General features: G+C 64.7%; 15 protein-coding genes and 1 pseudogene. 8 read left to right on the top strand and 8 right to left on the bottom strand.

Annotation, left to right across the window (positions count from 1 at the left end):
* A pseudogene (minC, locus tag GYA94_RS17745) lies at positions 1-401 on the bottom strand (septum site-determining protein MinC); the annotation flags it as partial.
* Positions 402-512: 111 nt separating this feature from the next.
* Here minC and GYA94_RS17740 point away from each other — a divergent pair.
* The gene (locus GYA94_RS17740; RefSeq protein ID WP_009682851.1) at positions 513-1,448 is read left to right on the top strand and encodes a lipid A biosynthesis lauroyl acyltransferase; all 936 of its coding nucleotides are present in this window, start codon (positions 513-515) and stop codon (positions 1,446-1,448) included.
* A gap of 25 nt (positions 1,449-1,473) precedes the next feature.
* Positions 1,474-2,625 carry a patatin-like phospholipase family protein gene (locus tag GYA94_RS17735; RefSeq protein ID WP_110678073.1) on the top strand — a complete coding sequence of 384 codons (1,152 nt, stop codon included), beginning with the start codon at positions 1,474-1,476 and terminating at the stop codon, positions 2,623-2,625.
* Between the two features lie 54 nt (positions 2,626-2,679).
* On the opposite strand, the gene GYA94_RS17730 is transcribed toward GYA94_RS17735, so the two are convergent.
* Together GYA94_RS17730 and GYA94_RS17725 are read right to left on the bottom strand one after the other, a co-directional pair.
* Positions 2,680-3,507, bottom strand: a complete 828-nt coding sequence (locus tag GYA94_RS17730; protein WP_009682854.1) for an MlaA family lipoprotein — start codon at positions 3,505-3,507, stop codon at positions 2,680-2,682.
* Positions 3,500-4,798, bottom strand: a complete 1,299-nt coding sequence (locus GYA94_RS17725) for an alpha/beta fold hydrolase family protein (protein ID WP_054912170.1) — start codon at positions 4,796-4,798, stop codon at positions 3,500-3,502. Before GYA94_RS17725 ends, GYA94_RS17730 begins: the two co-directional genes overlap by 8 nt.
* 190 nt (positions 4,799-4,988) lie before the next feature.
* On the opposite strand from GYA94_RS17725, the gene GYA94_RS17720 reads away from it, so the two are divergent.
* On the top strand, positions 4,989-5,357 hold the full coding sequence (locus GYA94_RS17720) for a hypothetical protein (RefSeq protein ID WP_054890444.1): 369 nt from the start codon (positions 4,989-4,991) through the stop codon (positions 5,355-5,357).
* A 40-nt stretch (positions 5,358-5,397) separates the two neighbouring features.
* Here the strand turns inward: GYA94_RS17720 and GYA94_RS17715 are convergent, their stop codons facing one another.
* Positions 5,398-6,963, bottom strand: coding sequence for a glycoside hydrolase family 17 protein (locus tag GYA94_RS17715; RefSeq protein ID WP_161892793.1), 1,566 nt, complete (start codon positions 6,961-6,963; stop codon positions 5,398-5,400).
* Positions 6,964-7,160: 197 nt separating this feature from the next.
* Here GYA94_RS17715 and GYA94_RS17710 point away from each other — a divergent pair, with 197 nt between their 5' ends.
* The 3 genes from GYA94_RS17710 (at position 7,161) to GYA94_RS17700 (ending at position 10,233) form a co-directional block, all read left to right on the top strand.
* Complete coding sequence (locus GYA94_RS17710; RefSeq protein WP_009682858.1) at positions 7,161-8,021, top strand: glycine betaine ABC transporter substrate-binding protein; 861 nt, start codon at positions 7,161-7,163, stop codon at positions 8,019-8,021.
* Positions 8,022-8,260: 239 nt separating this feature from the next.
* Positions 8,261-8,572, top strand: a complete 312-nt coding sequence (locus GYA94_RS17705; protein ID WP_009682859.1) for a DUF485 domain-containing protein — start codon at positions 8,261-8,263, stop codon at positions 8,570-8,572.
* On the top strand, positions 8,569-10,233 hold the full coding sequence (locus tag GYA94_RS17700) for a cation acetate symporter (RefSeq protein ID WP_009682860.1): 1,665 nt from the start codon (positions 8,569-8,571) through the stop codon (positions 10,231-10,233). The genes GYA94_RS17705 and GYA94_RS17700 overlap by 4 nt, the downstream gene beginning before the upstream one ends.
* Before the next feature lie 62 nt (positions 10,234-10,295).
* Here the strand turns inward: GYA94_RS17700 and GYA94_RS17695 are convergent, their stop codons facing one another.
* Positions 10,296-10,448: a DUF3309 family protein gene (locus GYA94_RS17695; RefSeq protein ID WP_009682861.1), complete on the bottom strand. Its 153-nt coding sequence runs from the start codon at positions 10,446-10,448 to the stop codon at positions 10,296-10,298.
* A gap of 195 nt (positions 10,449-10,643) precedes the next feature.
* Between GYA94_RS17695 and GYA94_RS17690 the strand changes: the two genes are divergently transcribed.
* Positions 10,644-11,453 carry an SDR family oxidoreductase gene (locus tag GYA94_RS17690; RefSeq protein WP_054890442.1) on the top strand — a complete coding sequence of 270 codons (810 nt, stop codon included), beginning with the start codon at positions 10,644-10,646 and terminating at the stop codon, positions 11,451-11,453.
* Positions 11,454-11,573: 120 nt separating this feature from the next.
* On the top strand, positions 11,574-11,756 hold the full coding sequence (gene csrA, locus GYA94_RS17685; protein ID WP_009682863.1) for a carbon storage regulator CsrA: 183 nt from the start codon (positions 11,574-11,576) through the stop codon (positions 11,754-11,756).
* On the opposite strand, the gene GYA94_RS17680 is transcribed toward csrA, so the two are convergent.
* From GYA94_RS17680 to GYA94_RS17670, 3 genes are all read right to left on the bottom strand, one after another.
* A complete protein-coding gene (locus GYA94_RS17680; RefSeq protein ID WP_039603187.1) occupies positions 11,753-11,980 on the bottom strand; it encodes a YheU family protein in 228 nt (75 codons plus the stop codon). The two genes, csrA and GYA94_RS17680, sit on opposite strands and share 4 nt — an antisense overlap.
* A gap of 318 nt (positions 11,981-12,298) precedes the next feature.
* Complete coding sequence (locus GYA94_RS17675) at positions 12,299-13,555, bottom strand: NAD(P)/FAD-dependent oxidoreductase (protein WP_161892792.1); 1,257 nt, start codon at positions 13,553-13,555, stop codon at positions 12,299-12,301.
* A gap of 2 nt (positions 13,556-13,557) precedes the next feature.
* Complete coding sequence (locus tag GYA94_RS17670) at positions 13,558-15,135, bottom strand: aldehyde dehydrogenase (NADP(+)) (RefSeq protein ID WP_161892791.1); 1,578 nt, start codon at positions 15,133-15,135, stop codon at positions 13,558-13,560.
* Positions 15,136-15,169: the final 34 nt, after the last annotated feature.

Here is a 15,169-nt window from a genome sequence, read left to right as displayed (position 1 = left end):
GGGGCGGGTTCTGGTTTTTTCACCGCTTCGGGTTCGGGCTCCAGCGGCCGCTCACGGGCGCCGGACGGCGGCAGCACGGGCAGGTCGATGGCGATGGCGGCGGCGATGTCCTCGATGCGGCTGGCACGAATGGCCAGCGTGCGCAGGCCATGGTGGCGGCAGATCCGCATCAAGCCGGGCAGGTCGATTGCCCCTTCATCGGCAGGCAGCTTGTCCAGCGCCAGCACCAGCGGCGTGTTACTGAAGAAGTTCGGCGCCTGGGCGACTTTGGCCGCCAGCTGGCGGTCCAGGGCTTCAAGGTCATTGCGCGCCAGTTCCAGTACGGTGATGGCAAGCATGCTGCCCTTGAGCTGGAACACGGAAGCGGTGTCGGGTGTGTGGTTTGGGCTCATGGTCTGCATAGACGGCTTGTTGCGGAAAAAGTGCCCTGACTTATAACGAGAACACCGGTTGCCCGCAACATGCGCTGATCCGTTGTAGAATGCGCAGCCTTTGTCTTTCCGGATGCTTCAATGGAACGCCCGCGTTTTCGTCGCTATTACCTTCACCCAAAGTTCTGGGGCCTGTGGCTGGGCCTGGGCCTGCTGTGGCTGGTAGTCCAGTTGCCGTACCGGGTGCTGTTGAAAATCGGTGCCGCGCTGGGCGCGGTGATGTACCACTTTGCCGGCGAGCGCCGGCGCATTGCTGCGCGCAACCTGGAGTTGTGCTTTCCGGAGCTGTCAGTCGACGAACGGCAGCGGTTGCTGAAGGCCAACTTCGCGTCCACCGGCATCGCCTTTTTCGAAATGGCCATGAGCTGGTGGTGGCCCAAGGCGCGGCTGGCACGCCTGGCCCATGTCGAGGGCCTGGAGCACCTGCAAGCCGCGCAGCAGGCGGGGCAGGGGGCCATCCTGATGGCGGTGCACTTCACCACCCTGGAAATCGGCGCGGCGCTGCTGGGCCAGCAGCACACCATCGACGGCATGTACCGCGAGCATGGTAACGCGCTGTTCGATTTCATCCAGCGCAGCGGCCGCGAGCGCCACAACCTAGATTCGCTGGCGGTGGAACGCGAGGATGTGCGTGGCATGCTCAAGCTGCTGCGTTCGGGCCGGGCGATCTGGTACGCGCCGGACCAGGACTACGGCACCAAGCAGAGCCTGTTCGTGCCGTTGTTCGGCATACCCGCCGCAACGGTCACGGCCACCACCAAGTTTGCCCGGCTGGGCAAGGCGCAGGTCATTCCGTTCACCCAGAAACGCCTGGACGATGGCAGCGGCTACCGGCTGGTGATCCACCCACCGCTGGCGGACTTCCCCGGGGAAAGCGAAGAGGCCGATTGCCTGCGCATCAACCAGTGGGTCGAAAGCGTGCTGCGCGAATGCCCCGAGCAGTACCTGTGGGCGCACCGCAGGTTCAAGTCGCGGCCCGAAGGGGCTGAGCGGCTGTATGACAAGAAAAAGCGTTGAACCCTGTGTCGGCGGGAAGCACGCCATGGCCCCACCTGCGGTAACCGGCCTTATCCTGTCTGGCGGTGGCGCCCGCGCCGCCTATCAGGTCGGCGTACTGGCCGGCATCGCCGAGCTGTTGCCGGCCAGCGCAGCCAACCCGTTCCCGGTGATCGTCGGCACTTCGGCAGGGGCCATCAACGCCGTGACCCTGGCCAGCGGTGCCGGCCAGTTCAACAGCGCCGTGCAACGGCTGACGCACTTCTGGCAGAACATTTCCAGCCACCTGGTGATCCGCAGTGACTGGCCTGGGGTGGTGCGCCAGGCCAGCCGGTTTGTCGGCCACAACCTGCTTGGGCTGGGCGGCCAGGCGCCCGTGGCGTTGCTCGACAGCCGCCCGCTGCGCACCTTGCTGGAGGCGCAGCTGAACCTGGATGGCATTGGCCAGGCCTTGGCCGCCGAGCAACTGCGCGCGGTAGCGGTAACCGCCTTCGGTTACGAGTCCGGCCAGGCGGTGACCTTCTACCAGGGCCGAGGCTCGATCGAGGCCTGGTTGCGCCACCGCCGCATCGGCGTGCCCACGCCGCTGGGCATCGACCACCTGCTGGCCAGTGCGGCGATCCCGCTGCTGTTCGCGCCGGTGCAGCTGGGTGACGAGTATTACGGTGACGGTGCGGTGCGGCAGTCGGCGCCGATAAGCCCGGCCCTGCACCTGGGTGCCAGCCGGGTGCTGGTGGTCGGCGTCAGCGGCAACCCGCAGCGGCCTGCGCCACCCTTGCCGCCCCAGCGGGTGTTCAGCGGGCAGCAGCCAAGCCTGGCGCAGATCGGCGGGCACCTGCTCAACAGCACCTTCATCGACAGCCTGGAAGATGACATCGAACTGCTGCAGCGGCTCAACCACCTGGGCCGGCTGTTGCCAGCGCACCTGGACGCACGCCGCCTGGGCCTGGCACCGATCGACGTGCTGGTGGTTGCGCCCAGCCAGCCGCTGGACGAGATTGCCGCGCGCCACCGCCGCGACCTGCCGGCGGCGCTGCGCCTGTTCCTGCGCGGGCCGGGGGCAACCCGTACCAGTGGCGCGGGGGTGTTGAGCTATCTGCTGTTCGAAGCCGGTTATTGCAGTGAGCTGATCGAGTTGGGGCGCCGCGACGCCCTGGCCAAAAAGCGCGAGCTGTGCCAGTTCCTGGGTATCGGATAACGCCTGCGCCGGCCCTTTCGCGACATTGCACCGCCGCCAAAGGGCCGGGCCGGGTTAGTCGGCTATCTGCAGCTTGCGCGACTGGGTATACACGTAGCGCACTTTTTCATACTCGAACGGCGAGTTGAGCTGGCCATAGCGGAATTTGGTGTTGTAGCGCTTGTCCACCACGCGCAAGGCGAAGATCTCGGGGTGGTCCTTGCTGGCGTCGGCCACGTTGAGGTAGTTGATGCTCTGCTCGCCGGCGTAGTCCACTGCCAGGCCGGTGGTATCGCGCAGGTTCGACGGGCCCAGCAGCGGCAGCATCAGGTACGGCCCTTCGGGTACCCCGTAGAAGCCCAGCGTCTGGCCAAAGTCTTCGCTCTGCCGTGGCAGGCCCATGCTGGTCGCCGGGTCCCACAGCCCGCCTACGCCAATGATGGTGTTGAACATCAGCCGCGCGGTGATCTCGGCCGAGCGCTTGGCCTTGAGCTGCAGCACGCTGTTGAACAGGTTCGGCACATCGCCCAGGTTATTGAAGAAGTTGCTGACCCCGGTGCGGACGAAGCTTGGCGTGACGTACTGGTAGCCGTTCACCAACGGCAGCAGCACCCACTGGTCGAGGCGGTAGTTGAAGTGGTAGATGCGCCGGTTGACCGACTCCAGCGGGTCGTACACGTTCAGCGCCTCCAACGTGGAGCGCTCGAACTCGCGCTGGTCCAGGCCGGGGTTGAATTTCAGCTCGCGCAGCGGGTCGAGAAAACCGTCGGACTCGGGCACCAGTGGCGCTGTGCCAACCACCTGCGGGTCGGCCTCGACCACGCTGGCCCGCGGTGCGGTTTCGGCGGCCAGGGTGTGGCCGGCGGCTAGCAGGGCAGTGGCGAAGAGGAGTTTGTTAACCACGGAAGAACTCCAGCATGGCGTCGCTGTTGACGCGGTAGTTGAGGTTGCCGCAATGGCCGCCATGGGGGTAGAGGGTCAGCCGGTCACCAAAGACCTTGCGCAGGAAGCCGATGTCGCCCGGGCCGAGGATGACGTCGTCGGCGTTGTGCATCACCGCGATCTTGTCGCTGCTGTGCAGGTAGTCTGCCAGCGCGTACAAGCTGACCTGGTTGATCAGTTGCAGGATGCTGTTGCCGTCGGTGCGTGCACGCCACATGGGGATTACCTGCTCGGTCATGTAGCAGTCGAAGTCACACTGCAGGGCACGTTTGAAGAACGGCGTGAGGCTGCTGCCTTCGGTGATCGGGTACTTCGGCGGAATGATCAGGCCGCGACGGTTGATCAGGTCGGAGGTAAAGGCAATGTCGGCCGCCGAGAAGCGGAACGAGGTGCCGATCAACATGGCCATCTGTTCGTTGGACAAATGTTGCTTCGACTGCTGGAAGTCGTACAACAGGGCATCGTTGAGGTCGATGTAACCCTTGTCCTGGAAGTAGCGGGTGAGCTTTTGCAGCATCAACTCGTAGAAGGTGGTGCTGCGGTCGATGCCCTTGACCTGGGTTTGCACCAGCTTGTCGAGGTTGTTGATCGAGGTGTACAGGTTGACCGGTGGGTTGAGCAGCAACACGCGCTTGAAGTTGAAGCTGCGGCGGGTTTCGTCCAGGTGGCTGACGAACGCCGCGTCGAGGGCCCCCAGGCTGTAGCCGGTGAGGTAGAACTCGCTGACCGGCAGGCGCGGGTGCTGGGCCCGCACGGCCTGCATGACCCGGTACAGGTCTTCGGCGTCTTCCTGGGTGATGCCGGGGGTGGCAAAGCGCGAGGCGGCGCTTATGAAGTCGTAGCTGGTAGGCGACGACAGCTGCACCACGTGGAAACCGGCCTGATAGAACAGCTTCTTCAGGTATTCGTTGATGGTGCTGGTGTAGGCGGCCCCGGTGCCGGCGATGATGAAGATCAGCGGCGCCGCGTGGTCCTGGCGGGCCAGGCGGTACTTGAGCTTTTTCACCGCCCAGAAGTTGTCGGGCAGGATGAACTCGCGCTCCGGGCGCAGGTTCAGGCTGTAGTCGGACTGGTCGATGTCTTCATCGCTGGGCAGGGTCGGGCGCTGCTCCGGCGGTGTGGTGGCGATGGTGGCCTCGAACGGGTTGGTCAAGGGGTAGCCATAGCTGGCGGCGTCGATATCGCGCGCTGAAGCGGCCACAGCCATGAGCAGGCCACCGAGCAAGGCAGCGAGGCGCAAAGTACGAAGCATGTAATCCCCCAAAAGAACGCAAGGTCAAGCGTATGCAGGCTAGGACCACTGCGGGCTGAACAAAGTTGCCTGGCGTAGTGGCCTTTGGTGTTCTTGTTATCTGCAACATAGCTGCAGGCCGACAATTTTGCCTTATCAGGGGCGATGGGTGATCATCGTTTTCTTCAATAGTGACTGTAGGGAAAACAGGATGTCTCGTGCCTTGCCGGCAGCCATGGTCATGCTGTTCATCGGGCTGTGGCTCGCAGCCAGTTACGCGGTGCGTTACGGGCTGATGGAAGACGGCCAGTGGGTCGGCCTGTGCACGTTACCGGCGGCGTACTGGCAGTGCGAGGTCCGGTCGTTGCTGGGGCTGGGCATTCACCACCAGGTGCTGGCCTGGGGCGGGTTGGGCCTGGCCCTGTTGGCGCAGGTGGTCGCCGGCCGTGCAGGCTGGTGGCTGGCCTTCCTGGCCCTGGTGTTCGCGGTGCCGGCGCTGGTGCTGTATACCGCCAGCATTGCGGTGTTTGCGCTGGTGCTGGCGGGCTTGCGGTTGGTCCGCTCGCAGCAGCGGGCCTGACCAGGCCAACCGCCGCATTAAAGGTGCGCCGCGGCCGCCATCACACCGCGCGCAGCCGCAAGCTGCGCCACAGCGCCACGGTCATTACCACGCTCACCACCGCCCACCCCCAGGCCTGGCGGTTCTGCAGCCCTTCGACAAACAGCTGTGGCGCCACCCCGGCGCCCACGATAAACGCCAGCAATGCCACCTCCGCCCGCGGCGCGCGCACCGGCCACAGCGCGTACACCAGCGCCGGCAACGCCAGCGCTGCAGTGGGGAAGCTGCGGTAGCGCGGGTCGAACACCAGCGCCAGCATGCTCACCGCCGCAGCGAAGCTTGCTGCCAGCAACAGCCAGCCGGCGCGGGCCTGCAACCCGGCGAACAGCCGCTCGCGCCAACCGGCGCGCTGCGCCTGGGCCAACACGGCATGGGCCAGCACCAACAGGTTCAATGCGACCAGCGCCAGCGCCCACACCCATTCCCCGGCGAAGCGCGCATGGGTGCGCACCAGCTCGCCCCACAGGCCCAGGCAACCCGCCCCCAGCGCAGCCAGCAGCGGTAACAGCAACGCCGCCCGCAGGGTGGCGGGGCGCCCGGCCAGCACCAGCATGACCAGCATCAGCGCGGCGCTGCCCAGCAACCACTGCGGCCAGTAGTGCAGGTTGCTCACCGGCCCTTCCAGCACACCCTTGTCCTGCCGGTCGGCATCGTACAACCCCCAGTACCCGCCCACCGCACCTTCGTTGGCACGCTTCCACGGCTGGTCGAAGGCCTCGATCAGGTTGTAGTGCCAGCCATTGGCCTCTGCCATGCTCACAAAACCACGAATGAAGCGCGCTTCATTGACCCGGCTGGGCACTGCCGTCTCGCGCTGGCGGCCTTCGCTGGGCCAGCCGGTTTCACCAATCAGGACGTCCTTGGGCGCAAAGCGCGTACCGAACACCCGGCGTACATCGGCGACATGGGCCAAGGCCTGGTCGATGCCCTGGGGGTCGTCCTCCCAGTAGGGCAACAGGTGAATGGTGAGGAAGTCCACCGCCGGTGCCACCTGCGGGTGCTGCAACCAGAATTCCCAGACATCGGCGTAGGTCACCGGCACGTGCACCTGGCTTTTCACCCGGGCGATCAGCGTGGCCAGGTGCGCACCGGTCACCTCCTTGCGCAGCAGGGTTTCGTTGCCGACGATCACTGCGCTGACCACGTCGGGGTTGGCGTTGGCGGCGGCGATCAGCAGGTTGATTTCCCGCTCGGTGTCGGCGGCGTGCGCATTGACCCAGGCCCCCAGCATCACCTTCAGGCCGTGCTTGCGCGCCAGCGCCGGTATTGCTTCAAGACCGGTCATGGAATAGGTGCGAATGCACTGAAAGCGTTCGGCCAACAAGGCCAGGTCGGCATCCATGCGCTGCGGGCGCAGCCGAAACGGTTGGTCGTAGGGCGACTGGTCCTTGTCGAACGGTGTGTACGAGGCACATTGCAGCTTGTGTGCAGGGCTCGCGGCATCGGGCAGTTGCAGCGGCTTGCCGAGCCCGTACCAGAGCGCTCCCAGCCCCAGCAGGGCAAAAAGGCAGGCAAGCAGGTACAACGGCAGCAGCGCGCGGGCAGAACGGGGCATCAGGCGGTCCATCGTCAGGCACAAAGGGATAGATAGTAGCCCGGCGCCAAAGCTTTGGCATGCAAGGATCGCGCAGGTCGTGGTGGGCATATGGCGCTAATGGCACAGTGCTGTCGCATATGGGGCAGGTACAGGTCGCAGCTGGATCAGGTCGCCCGGGGTTGCAGGCAGATGATGGAATCTCCAAGACCTGACGAGGGGATGCTTTGATGGCGACTTTGAAAAAAATGCGACGTTTCCTGGGCGTGGGCACTGCCCTGGTACTGGGATTAAGCGCAGCACAGGCAATGGCCAAGGAAGTGAGCATTGGCTACGTGGACGGCTGGGCCGACAGCGTGGCAACCACCAACGTGGCGGCCGAAGTAATCAAGCAGAAGCTCGGCTACGATGTGAAGTTGCAGGCCGTTGCCACCGGGATCATGTGGCAGGGTGTGGCGACCGGCAAGCTCGATGCCATGTTGTCGGCCTGGTTGCCGGTGACCCATGGCGAGTACTGGGCCAAGAACAAGGATAACGTGGTCGACTACGGCGCCAACTTCAAAGATGCCAAGATCGGCTTGATCGTGCCTGAGTACGTCAAGGCCACCAGCATCGCCGACCTCAAGACCGACAACAGCTTCAAGCAGAAGATCGTCGGCATCGATGCAGGCTCGGGCGTGATGATCAAGACCGAACAGGCCATCAAAGATTACGACCTGACCGGCTACAAGCTGCAGGCCAGCTCGGGCGCCGCGATGACCGCCGAACTGGGCCGTGCCTACGCCAAGCAGCAGTCGATTGCAGTGACCGGCTGGGTGCCGCACTGGATGTTCGCCAAGTGGAAGCTGAAGTTCCTCGAAGACCCGAAAGGCGTTTATGGCGCGTCGGAAACCGTAAACAGCATCGGCAGCAAAGAACTGGCGACCAAGGCACCGGAAGTGGCCGAGTTCCTGAAGAAATTCAGCTGGCAGTCCAAAGACGAGATTGGCGAAGTGATGCTGGCCATCCAGGAAGGCGCCAAGCCTGAAGCGGCGGCCAAGGATTGGGTGGCCAAGCACCCGGACCGCGTGAAGGAATGGACTGGCAAGTAACGACCTGAAGGGCCGGTTTTGTTGCTTCGCGGGTAAACCCGCTGCCGCAGGGCTATCACAAGGCTGAACCTTGTGGTGGGCCCTATGGCAGCGGGTTTTCCCGCGAATGGCCCGGCACTTTGTTACGCAAACGGTAAAACACCGTTGCATCTAAGACTAAGGTCGTCTGGTTGGCGTCCATCGGCAGCATAAAGTAAGGGTGTGGGTGTTTCCCTACTTGTGCTGCTAGGACAAAAACAATGAACGACAGCATTTACCTCTCGATACAAAACAGCCCTCGCTTCAAGGAGCTGGTCAGCAAACGCGAACGGTTCGCCTGGATTCTCTCGGCGATCATGCTCGGCTTGTACTGCGCTTTCATCCTTCTGATTGCCTACGGTCCTCACATACTGGGCGCCAAGCTCAGCCCTGAGTCGTCGATCACCTGGGGTATCCCCATCGGCGTCGGCCTGATCGTCTCGGCATTCGTCCTTACCGCCATCTACGTGCGCCGCGCAAACGGCGAGTTCGATGAGCTGAACAAGGCCATCCTGAAGGAGGCGCAACAATGATTCGCCACGCCAAAGCCCTGGCCATACTGGCCTGCGGAGCCTTCGCACCCGCCGTGTGGGCCGCCGATGCCCTGACCGGCGAGGTGCAGAAGCAACCGCTGAACGTCTCTGCCATCGCCATGTTCGTGGCGTTCGTCGCCTTCACCCTGGGCATCACCTACTGGGCCTCCAAGCGCAACAAGTCGGCGTCGGACTACTACGCCGCCGGCGGCAAGATCACCGGTTTCCAGAATGGCCTGGCGATTGCCGGCGACTACATGTCGGCAGCCTCGTTCCTGGGCATTTCCGCACTGGTGTTCACCTCTGGCTACGATGGCCTGATCTACTCGATCGGCTTCTTGGTCGGCTGGCCGATCATTCTCTTCCTGATTGCCGAACGCCTGCGCAACCTGGGCAAGTACACCTTCGCCGACGTGGCTTCGTACCGCCTGGGGCAAAAGGAAATCCGCACCCTGTCGGCTTCCGGCTCGCTGGTGGTGGTGGCGTTCTACCTGATCGCGCAGATGGTCGGTGCCGGCAAGCTCATCGAGCTGCTGTTCGGCCTGGACTACCATGTGGCGGTGATCCTGGTGGGTATCCTGATGTGCCTGTACGTGCTGTTCGGCGGCATGCTCGCCACCACCTGGGTACAGATCATCAAGGCCGTGCTGTTGCTGTCCGGTGCCAGCTTCATGGCGCTGATGGTGATGAAACACGTCGGCTTCGATTTCAATACGCTGTTCTCCGAGGCGATCAAGGTGCACGCCAAGGGCGAGGCCATCATGAGCCCGGGCGGCCTGGTCAAAGACCCGATCTCGGCGTTCTCGCTGGGCCTGGCGCTGATGTTCGGTACGGCCGGCCTGCCGCACATCCTGATGCGCTTCTTCACCGTCAGTGACGCCAAGGAAGCCCGCAAGAGCGTGCTGTACGCCACCGGCTTCATCGGCTACTTCTACATCCTCACCTTCATCATCGGCTTTGGCGCCATCCTGCTGGTCAGCACCAATCCTGACTTCAAGGACGCCGCAGGCGCGCTGCTGGGCGGCAACAACATGGCCGCGGTGCACCTGGCCAATGCCGTGGGTGGCAGCGTGTTCCTCGGCTTCATCTCGGCAGTGGCGTTCGCCACCATCCTGGCGGTGGTCGCCGGCCTGACCCTGGCGGGCGCCTCGGCAGTGTCCCACGACCTGTACGCCAGCGTGTGGCGCAAGGGCAAGGCCAACGACAAGGACGAGATCCGCGTGTCGAAGATCACCACCGTCGCCCTCGGCGTACTGGCGATCGGCCTGGGCATCCTGTTCGAGAAGCAGAACATCGCCTTCATGGTCGGCCTGGCGTTCTCCATCGCCGCCAGCTGCAACTTCCCGGTCCTGCTGCTTTCGATGTACTGGAAAAAGCTGACCACCCGTGGCGCCATGATCGGCGGCTGGCTGGGCCTGGTCAGCGCAGTGACGCTGATGATCCTTGGCCCGACCATCTGGGTGCAGATCCTGGGCCATGAAAAGCCGATCTACCCGTACGAGTACCCGGCGCTGTTCTCGATGGCCATTGCCTTCGTCAGCATCTGGTTCTTCTCGGTCACCGACAAGTCCAAGGCCGCAGAAAACGAACGCGCGCTGTTCTTCCCGCAGTTCGTCCGTTCGCAGACTGGCCTGGGGGCTTCGGGTGCCGTGTCGCACTGAGCCCGCCCGCCCATGAAAAAACCGCGCCGAAGCGCGGTTTTTTTATGCCTAGCGTGGCGCCGCTAGATCCTGCCCAGCAGTAACAACACCAGCAGGACCACCAGTACCACGCCGACGATGCCGGACGGGCCGTAGCCCCAGCTGCGCGAGTGTGGGAAGACCGGTAAGCCACCAATCAACAGAAGAATCAGGATGATGATGAGGATCGTGGTCATGTACGTGTCCTTGCGTGGTTGGGGGTCAAGGGCCTCGGGTTGCCGGCCTCTTGTAAGTTCGGACTGTTGGGCAATGTGAAAGATTCCATTTTGTGCCGGTTCATGCCCCCACATTCACTACCCTGATGAACCCTGCCCTTGGCCAGCCCCTTGTTTAGACTCGTTTCATTCCTCAACGAGACAGGGCCAGCCACCATGCACAACCGCATCATGATTACCGGAGCCGGCTCAGGCCTCGGGCGCGAGATTGCCCTGCGTTGGGCACGTGAGGGGTGGCGCCTGGCGCTGGCCGATGTCAACGAGAGCGGCCTGCGTGAAACGCTGGACCTGGCCCGTGCGGCCGGCGGTGAGGGTTTCGTCCAGCGCTGCGACGTGCGCGACTACAGCCAGCTCACAGCCCTGGCCCAGGCCTGTACCGAGCAGTTCGGTGGCATCGACGTGGTGGTCAACAACGCCGGGGTTGCCTCGGGCGGGTTCTTTGCCGAGCTGTCGCTGGAAGACTGGGACTGGCAGATCGCCGTCAACCTGATGGGCGTGGTCAAGGGCTGCAAGGCCTTCCTGCCCCTGCTGGAGCGCAGCAAGGGGCGCATCATCAACGTCGCGTCGATGGCCGCCCTGATGCAGGGGCCGGGCATGAGCAACTACAACGTCGCCAAGGCCGGCGTGCTGGCGCTGTCGGAGAGCCTGCTGGTGGAATTGCGCCAGGTGGAAGTGGCGGTGCATGTGGTGTGCCCGTCGTTCTTCCAGACCAATCTGCTGGACTCGTTCCGCGGCCCGAACCCGGCCATGAAGGCGCAGGTCGGCAAGTTGCTGGAAGGGTCGCCGATCAATGCGGCGGACATTGCCGACTACATCCACCGGCAGGTCGCTGCTGGCGAGTTCCTGATTATGCCGCATGAGGCCGGGCGGCAGGCTTGGGAATTGAAGCGGCAAGCCCCCGAGCGGCTCTACCAGGAAATGGCCGAAATGGCCGTGAAAATGCGTGCCAAAGCGGTTTCGCGATGAAATATCTGTAGGGCGAATTACCAGTAGATGTAGGGCGCTTCTGAATCGCTGCGGAGCTATTGAGTAGCCTGATCCTGACGATGCAGTCTCCGGTTTTACCTTGTGCAGGAGGACCGGAACATGTTGGTGATAGGGCGCGAAGTGGGCGAGGTCATCATGATCGGTGAGAACATCCGCCTCGTGGTGGTCGAAACCCGTGACGGGGTGGTGCGCTTTGGCGTGGACGCCCCACGGGAAGTGCCGGTGCACCGGTCCGAGGTGTACAAGCGCATCAAGGAAGCCAAGAAAGCCGAGGCCGGCTAGTCGAGCAGTTCCCGCGGCACGTCATGCTTGGCCAGCAACTGGCACTGCTGGCTTTCGGGGTCGAAAAGGATGAAGGCCTGGCCCTTGGCCAATGCCTGGCGTACCCGCAGTACCCGTGTTTCGAGCGGGGTATCGTCACCATTGTCGGTACCGTCGCGGGTGACGAAGTCTTCGATCAGGCGGGTCAGTGTTTCGGCTTGCAGGTGCTCGTAGGGGATCAGCATGGGGCGGTGTCTCGGGTTACGGTGGGGGCATGCTACGCGAAACATTGGGGCTTTTGGGGCCGCGTTGCGGCCCATCGCGACACGCTCGCTCCTACGTTTGTTTCGGGCCAGTAACGCCTGTGACAGGCGCGCGCGGCCGCCTTGTTCGTACGGCGCGATATTGAGGCATGCGCCAAGGCGTTCGCGCGCAAATCCCACAGGCATAATTGGCCCGAAACAAACGTAGGAGCGAGCGCCAGCTCGCGATGCGCCGCGCGGGCGGCGCTCGATCTCCCAAACCCTGAAGATGCCGCGCCGAGTGATGCCATCGGCAAGCCCCTAGAATCTCCCAAAACGGCCCAGCCGGTAAGCCGCCAGCTCGGCCCCGCCAGCCCGCTCGGCCAAACGCCCCACCCATTGCGCCGTGACCGCCGCCTGGGTCAACCCCAGGTGTTGGTGCCCGAACGCCAACAGCACCCGCCCGTCACACACACGGTCGATCACCGGCAGTGAATCGGGCAGCGAAGGCCGAAAGCCCATCCACGGCGTGGCGCCTTCGACACTCAGCTCTTGCTGAAACAAGCCTTTGCTCAAGCGGTGCAACTGCCACGCCCGCTGCATGCTCGGCGGCGCCTCCAGCCCGGCGAACTCCACCGTGCCCGCCAGGCGCAGGCCTTCGGCCATGGGGGTCATGATGAACTTGCGCTCCAGCGAAGTGACCGCAAAGGGCAGGCGCTGGTGTTCGCCAGGCAGCATCAGGTGGTAGCCACGCTCGGTGTCCAGCGGCACCCGTTTGCCGGTCAGGGCCGCGGTGAGCCGTGCCGAATGCGCACCGCAACTGAGCAGCACCTGGCGGGCGTTGAACGTGCCCTGGGCGCTGGCCAGGCTGACCCCGCCGCTGTGCAGGTGGCCACCCTCTACCTGCGCTTGCACAAAGCGCACGCCGCTGGCCTTGGCCGCCTCGAACAACGCGCAGACCACCCGGTAGGGGTCGATGAAATGCCCGGTCCTGGGGAAAAACAACCCGCCAAGCAACGACTCGCTCAGCTGGGGCGCGGCTGCGCGTACGGCGTGTGCCGACCAGTAATCCACGGGCACGGCCTGCTGTTGCAGGCGCGCCTGCAACGCCGCCAGCGCCTGCCGTGATTCGGGGCGCTCGAACACCAGCAGCGAGCCCGCTGCGTGGAACAGCTCGCTGCGCCCGATCGAGCCCAGCAGTTGTTGCCAGGCACCCAGGCTGGCTTCGTTCAACCGGCGAATGCCGGCCACGCTGCGCTGGAACGGCGCCGGGCGCAGGTTAAGCAGCAGCCGGGTGAACCACGGCATGGCCTTGGGCAGGTACTTCCAGTCCAGCCGCAGCGGGCCCATGGGGTCGAGCAGCATACGTGGCAGGCGCTTGAGGATCGACAGGTCGGCAATCGGGAACACTTGCTCGGTCGCCAGGTGCCCGGCATTGCCGAACGAGGCGCCATGGCCGGGCGCCTGGCGGTCGAGTAGGGTGACCCGGCGGCCCTGACGGGCCAGTTGCAGGGCGCAGGCGACGCCGACGATGCCGGCGCCCACCACGGCGATGTCGGTTTCAGCGGTTTGGTGCATGCTCAGTCTTCCCGTTTACCGTCCAGCAGGCGCCGCAGTTGCAGCGGGTTGGCCTGTTGCAGGGCCTGTGGCAGCAGCGCATCGGGGAAGTCCTGGTAGCACACCGGGCGCAGGAAACGCAGGATCGCCGCTGTACCCACCGAAGTGGTGCGCGCATCGGTGGTGGCCGGGAACGGGCCGCCATGCACCATTGCGTCACACACCTCGACCCCGGTCGGCCAGCCGTTGACCAACAGCCGCCCGGCCTTGCGTTCCAAGGTGGGCAGCAGGGCGCGGGCGCTGTCGATGTCGGCTTCGTCCAGGTGCAGGGTGGCGGTCAATTGGCCCTCCAGGTGCTCGGCAACCTGGCGCATTTGCTCATCGCTGCTGCAGGCGACCAGCAACGAGGCCGCGCCGAACACCTCGCCCTGCAACGCCGGGTCGGCAAGGAAGGCCTCGGCCTGGGTGACGAACAGCTGCGCCTGGCACTGGTTAGGGCCGGTGCCGCCCTGGCCGCTGGCGGCGGGCTGGGCATTGGCGTTTTCCGCCAGGGCCGCGACGCCGGCCTGGTACGCACTGAAAATGCCCGGGGTGAGCATGGTTTGCGCAGCCGCCTGTTGCAGGTGGTGGCTGGCCGCACTGATGAAACGCTGCAAGGCCGGGCCTTGGCGGGCGATCACCAGGCCCGGGTTGGTGCAGAACTGGCCGGCGCCCTGGGTCAGCGACGCGACAAAACCTTGCGCCAGTGCTTCGCCGCGGGCTTGCAGGGCCGCATTGCACAGGAACACCGGGTTGATCGAACTCATTTCGGCATACACCGGGATCGGCTGCTGGCGTGCCTGGGCAGCCTGGCGCAGCGCCATGCCACCGCTGCGCGAGCCGGTGAAGCCAACCGCCTGGATGCGCGGGTCGCTGACCAGCGCGATGCCGACTTCATGGCCGGCGCCGTACAGCAGCGAGAACACGCCTTCTGGCAAGCCGCACTGTTGCGCCGCCTGCGCCAGGGCCCGGCCGACCAGTTCGCTGGTGCCGGGGTGCGCGCTGTGGGCCTTGACCACGACCGGGCAGCCTGCAGCCAATGCCGAGGCGGTGTCACCGCCGGCCACCGAGAAGGCCAAGGGGAAGTTGCTGGCGCCGAACACGGCCACCGGCCCCAAGGCCACTTGGCGCTGGCGCAGGTCGCTGCGCGGCAGCGGCTGGCGTTCGGGCTGGGCTTCGTCGATGCGCACATCCAGCCATTCACCGGCGCGCACCACACGGGCGAAGGTGCGCAGCTGGGTGCAGGTACGGCCGCGTTCGCCCTGGATGCGCGCCTTGGGCAGGCCGGTTTCGGCCACGGCCCGGTCGATCAGGGCATCGCCCAGCGCTTCGATCTGCGCGGCGATGGTTTCGAGAAAGTGGGCCCGTTGTTCGAGCGAGGTTTCGCGGTAGGCATCGAACGCCGCCCAGGCCAGGGCGCAGGCTTGGGCCACCTGTTCGCCGCTACCGCCGAAGTAGGGTGGTTCCAGCGCCAGGCCGGTTGCCGGGTTGACGGCGTGGATCGCCGCGCGGCTGCCGGTTACCGGGGTGTGGCCGATCAGCAGGTTGCCTGTAAGGGTCATGGAGCCTCCTTGGGGATTTGAAAAGCCTGCGCGA

The sequence above is a fragment of the Pseudomonas juntendi genome, from assembly GCF_009932375.1.
GTDB classification, from domain to species: Bacteria; Pseudomonadota; Gammaproteobacteria; order Pseudomonadales; family Pseudomonadaceae; genus Aquipseudomonas; species Aquipseudomonas juntendi.
This window is presented reverse-complemented; position numbering and strand designations above follow the sequence as displayed.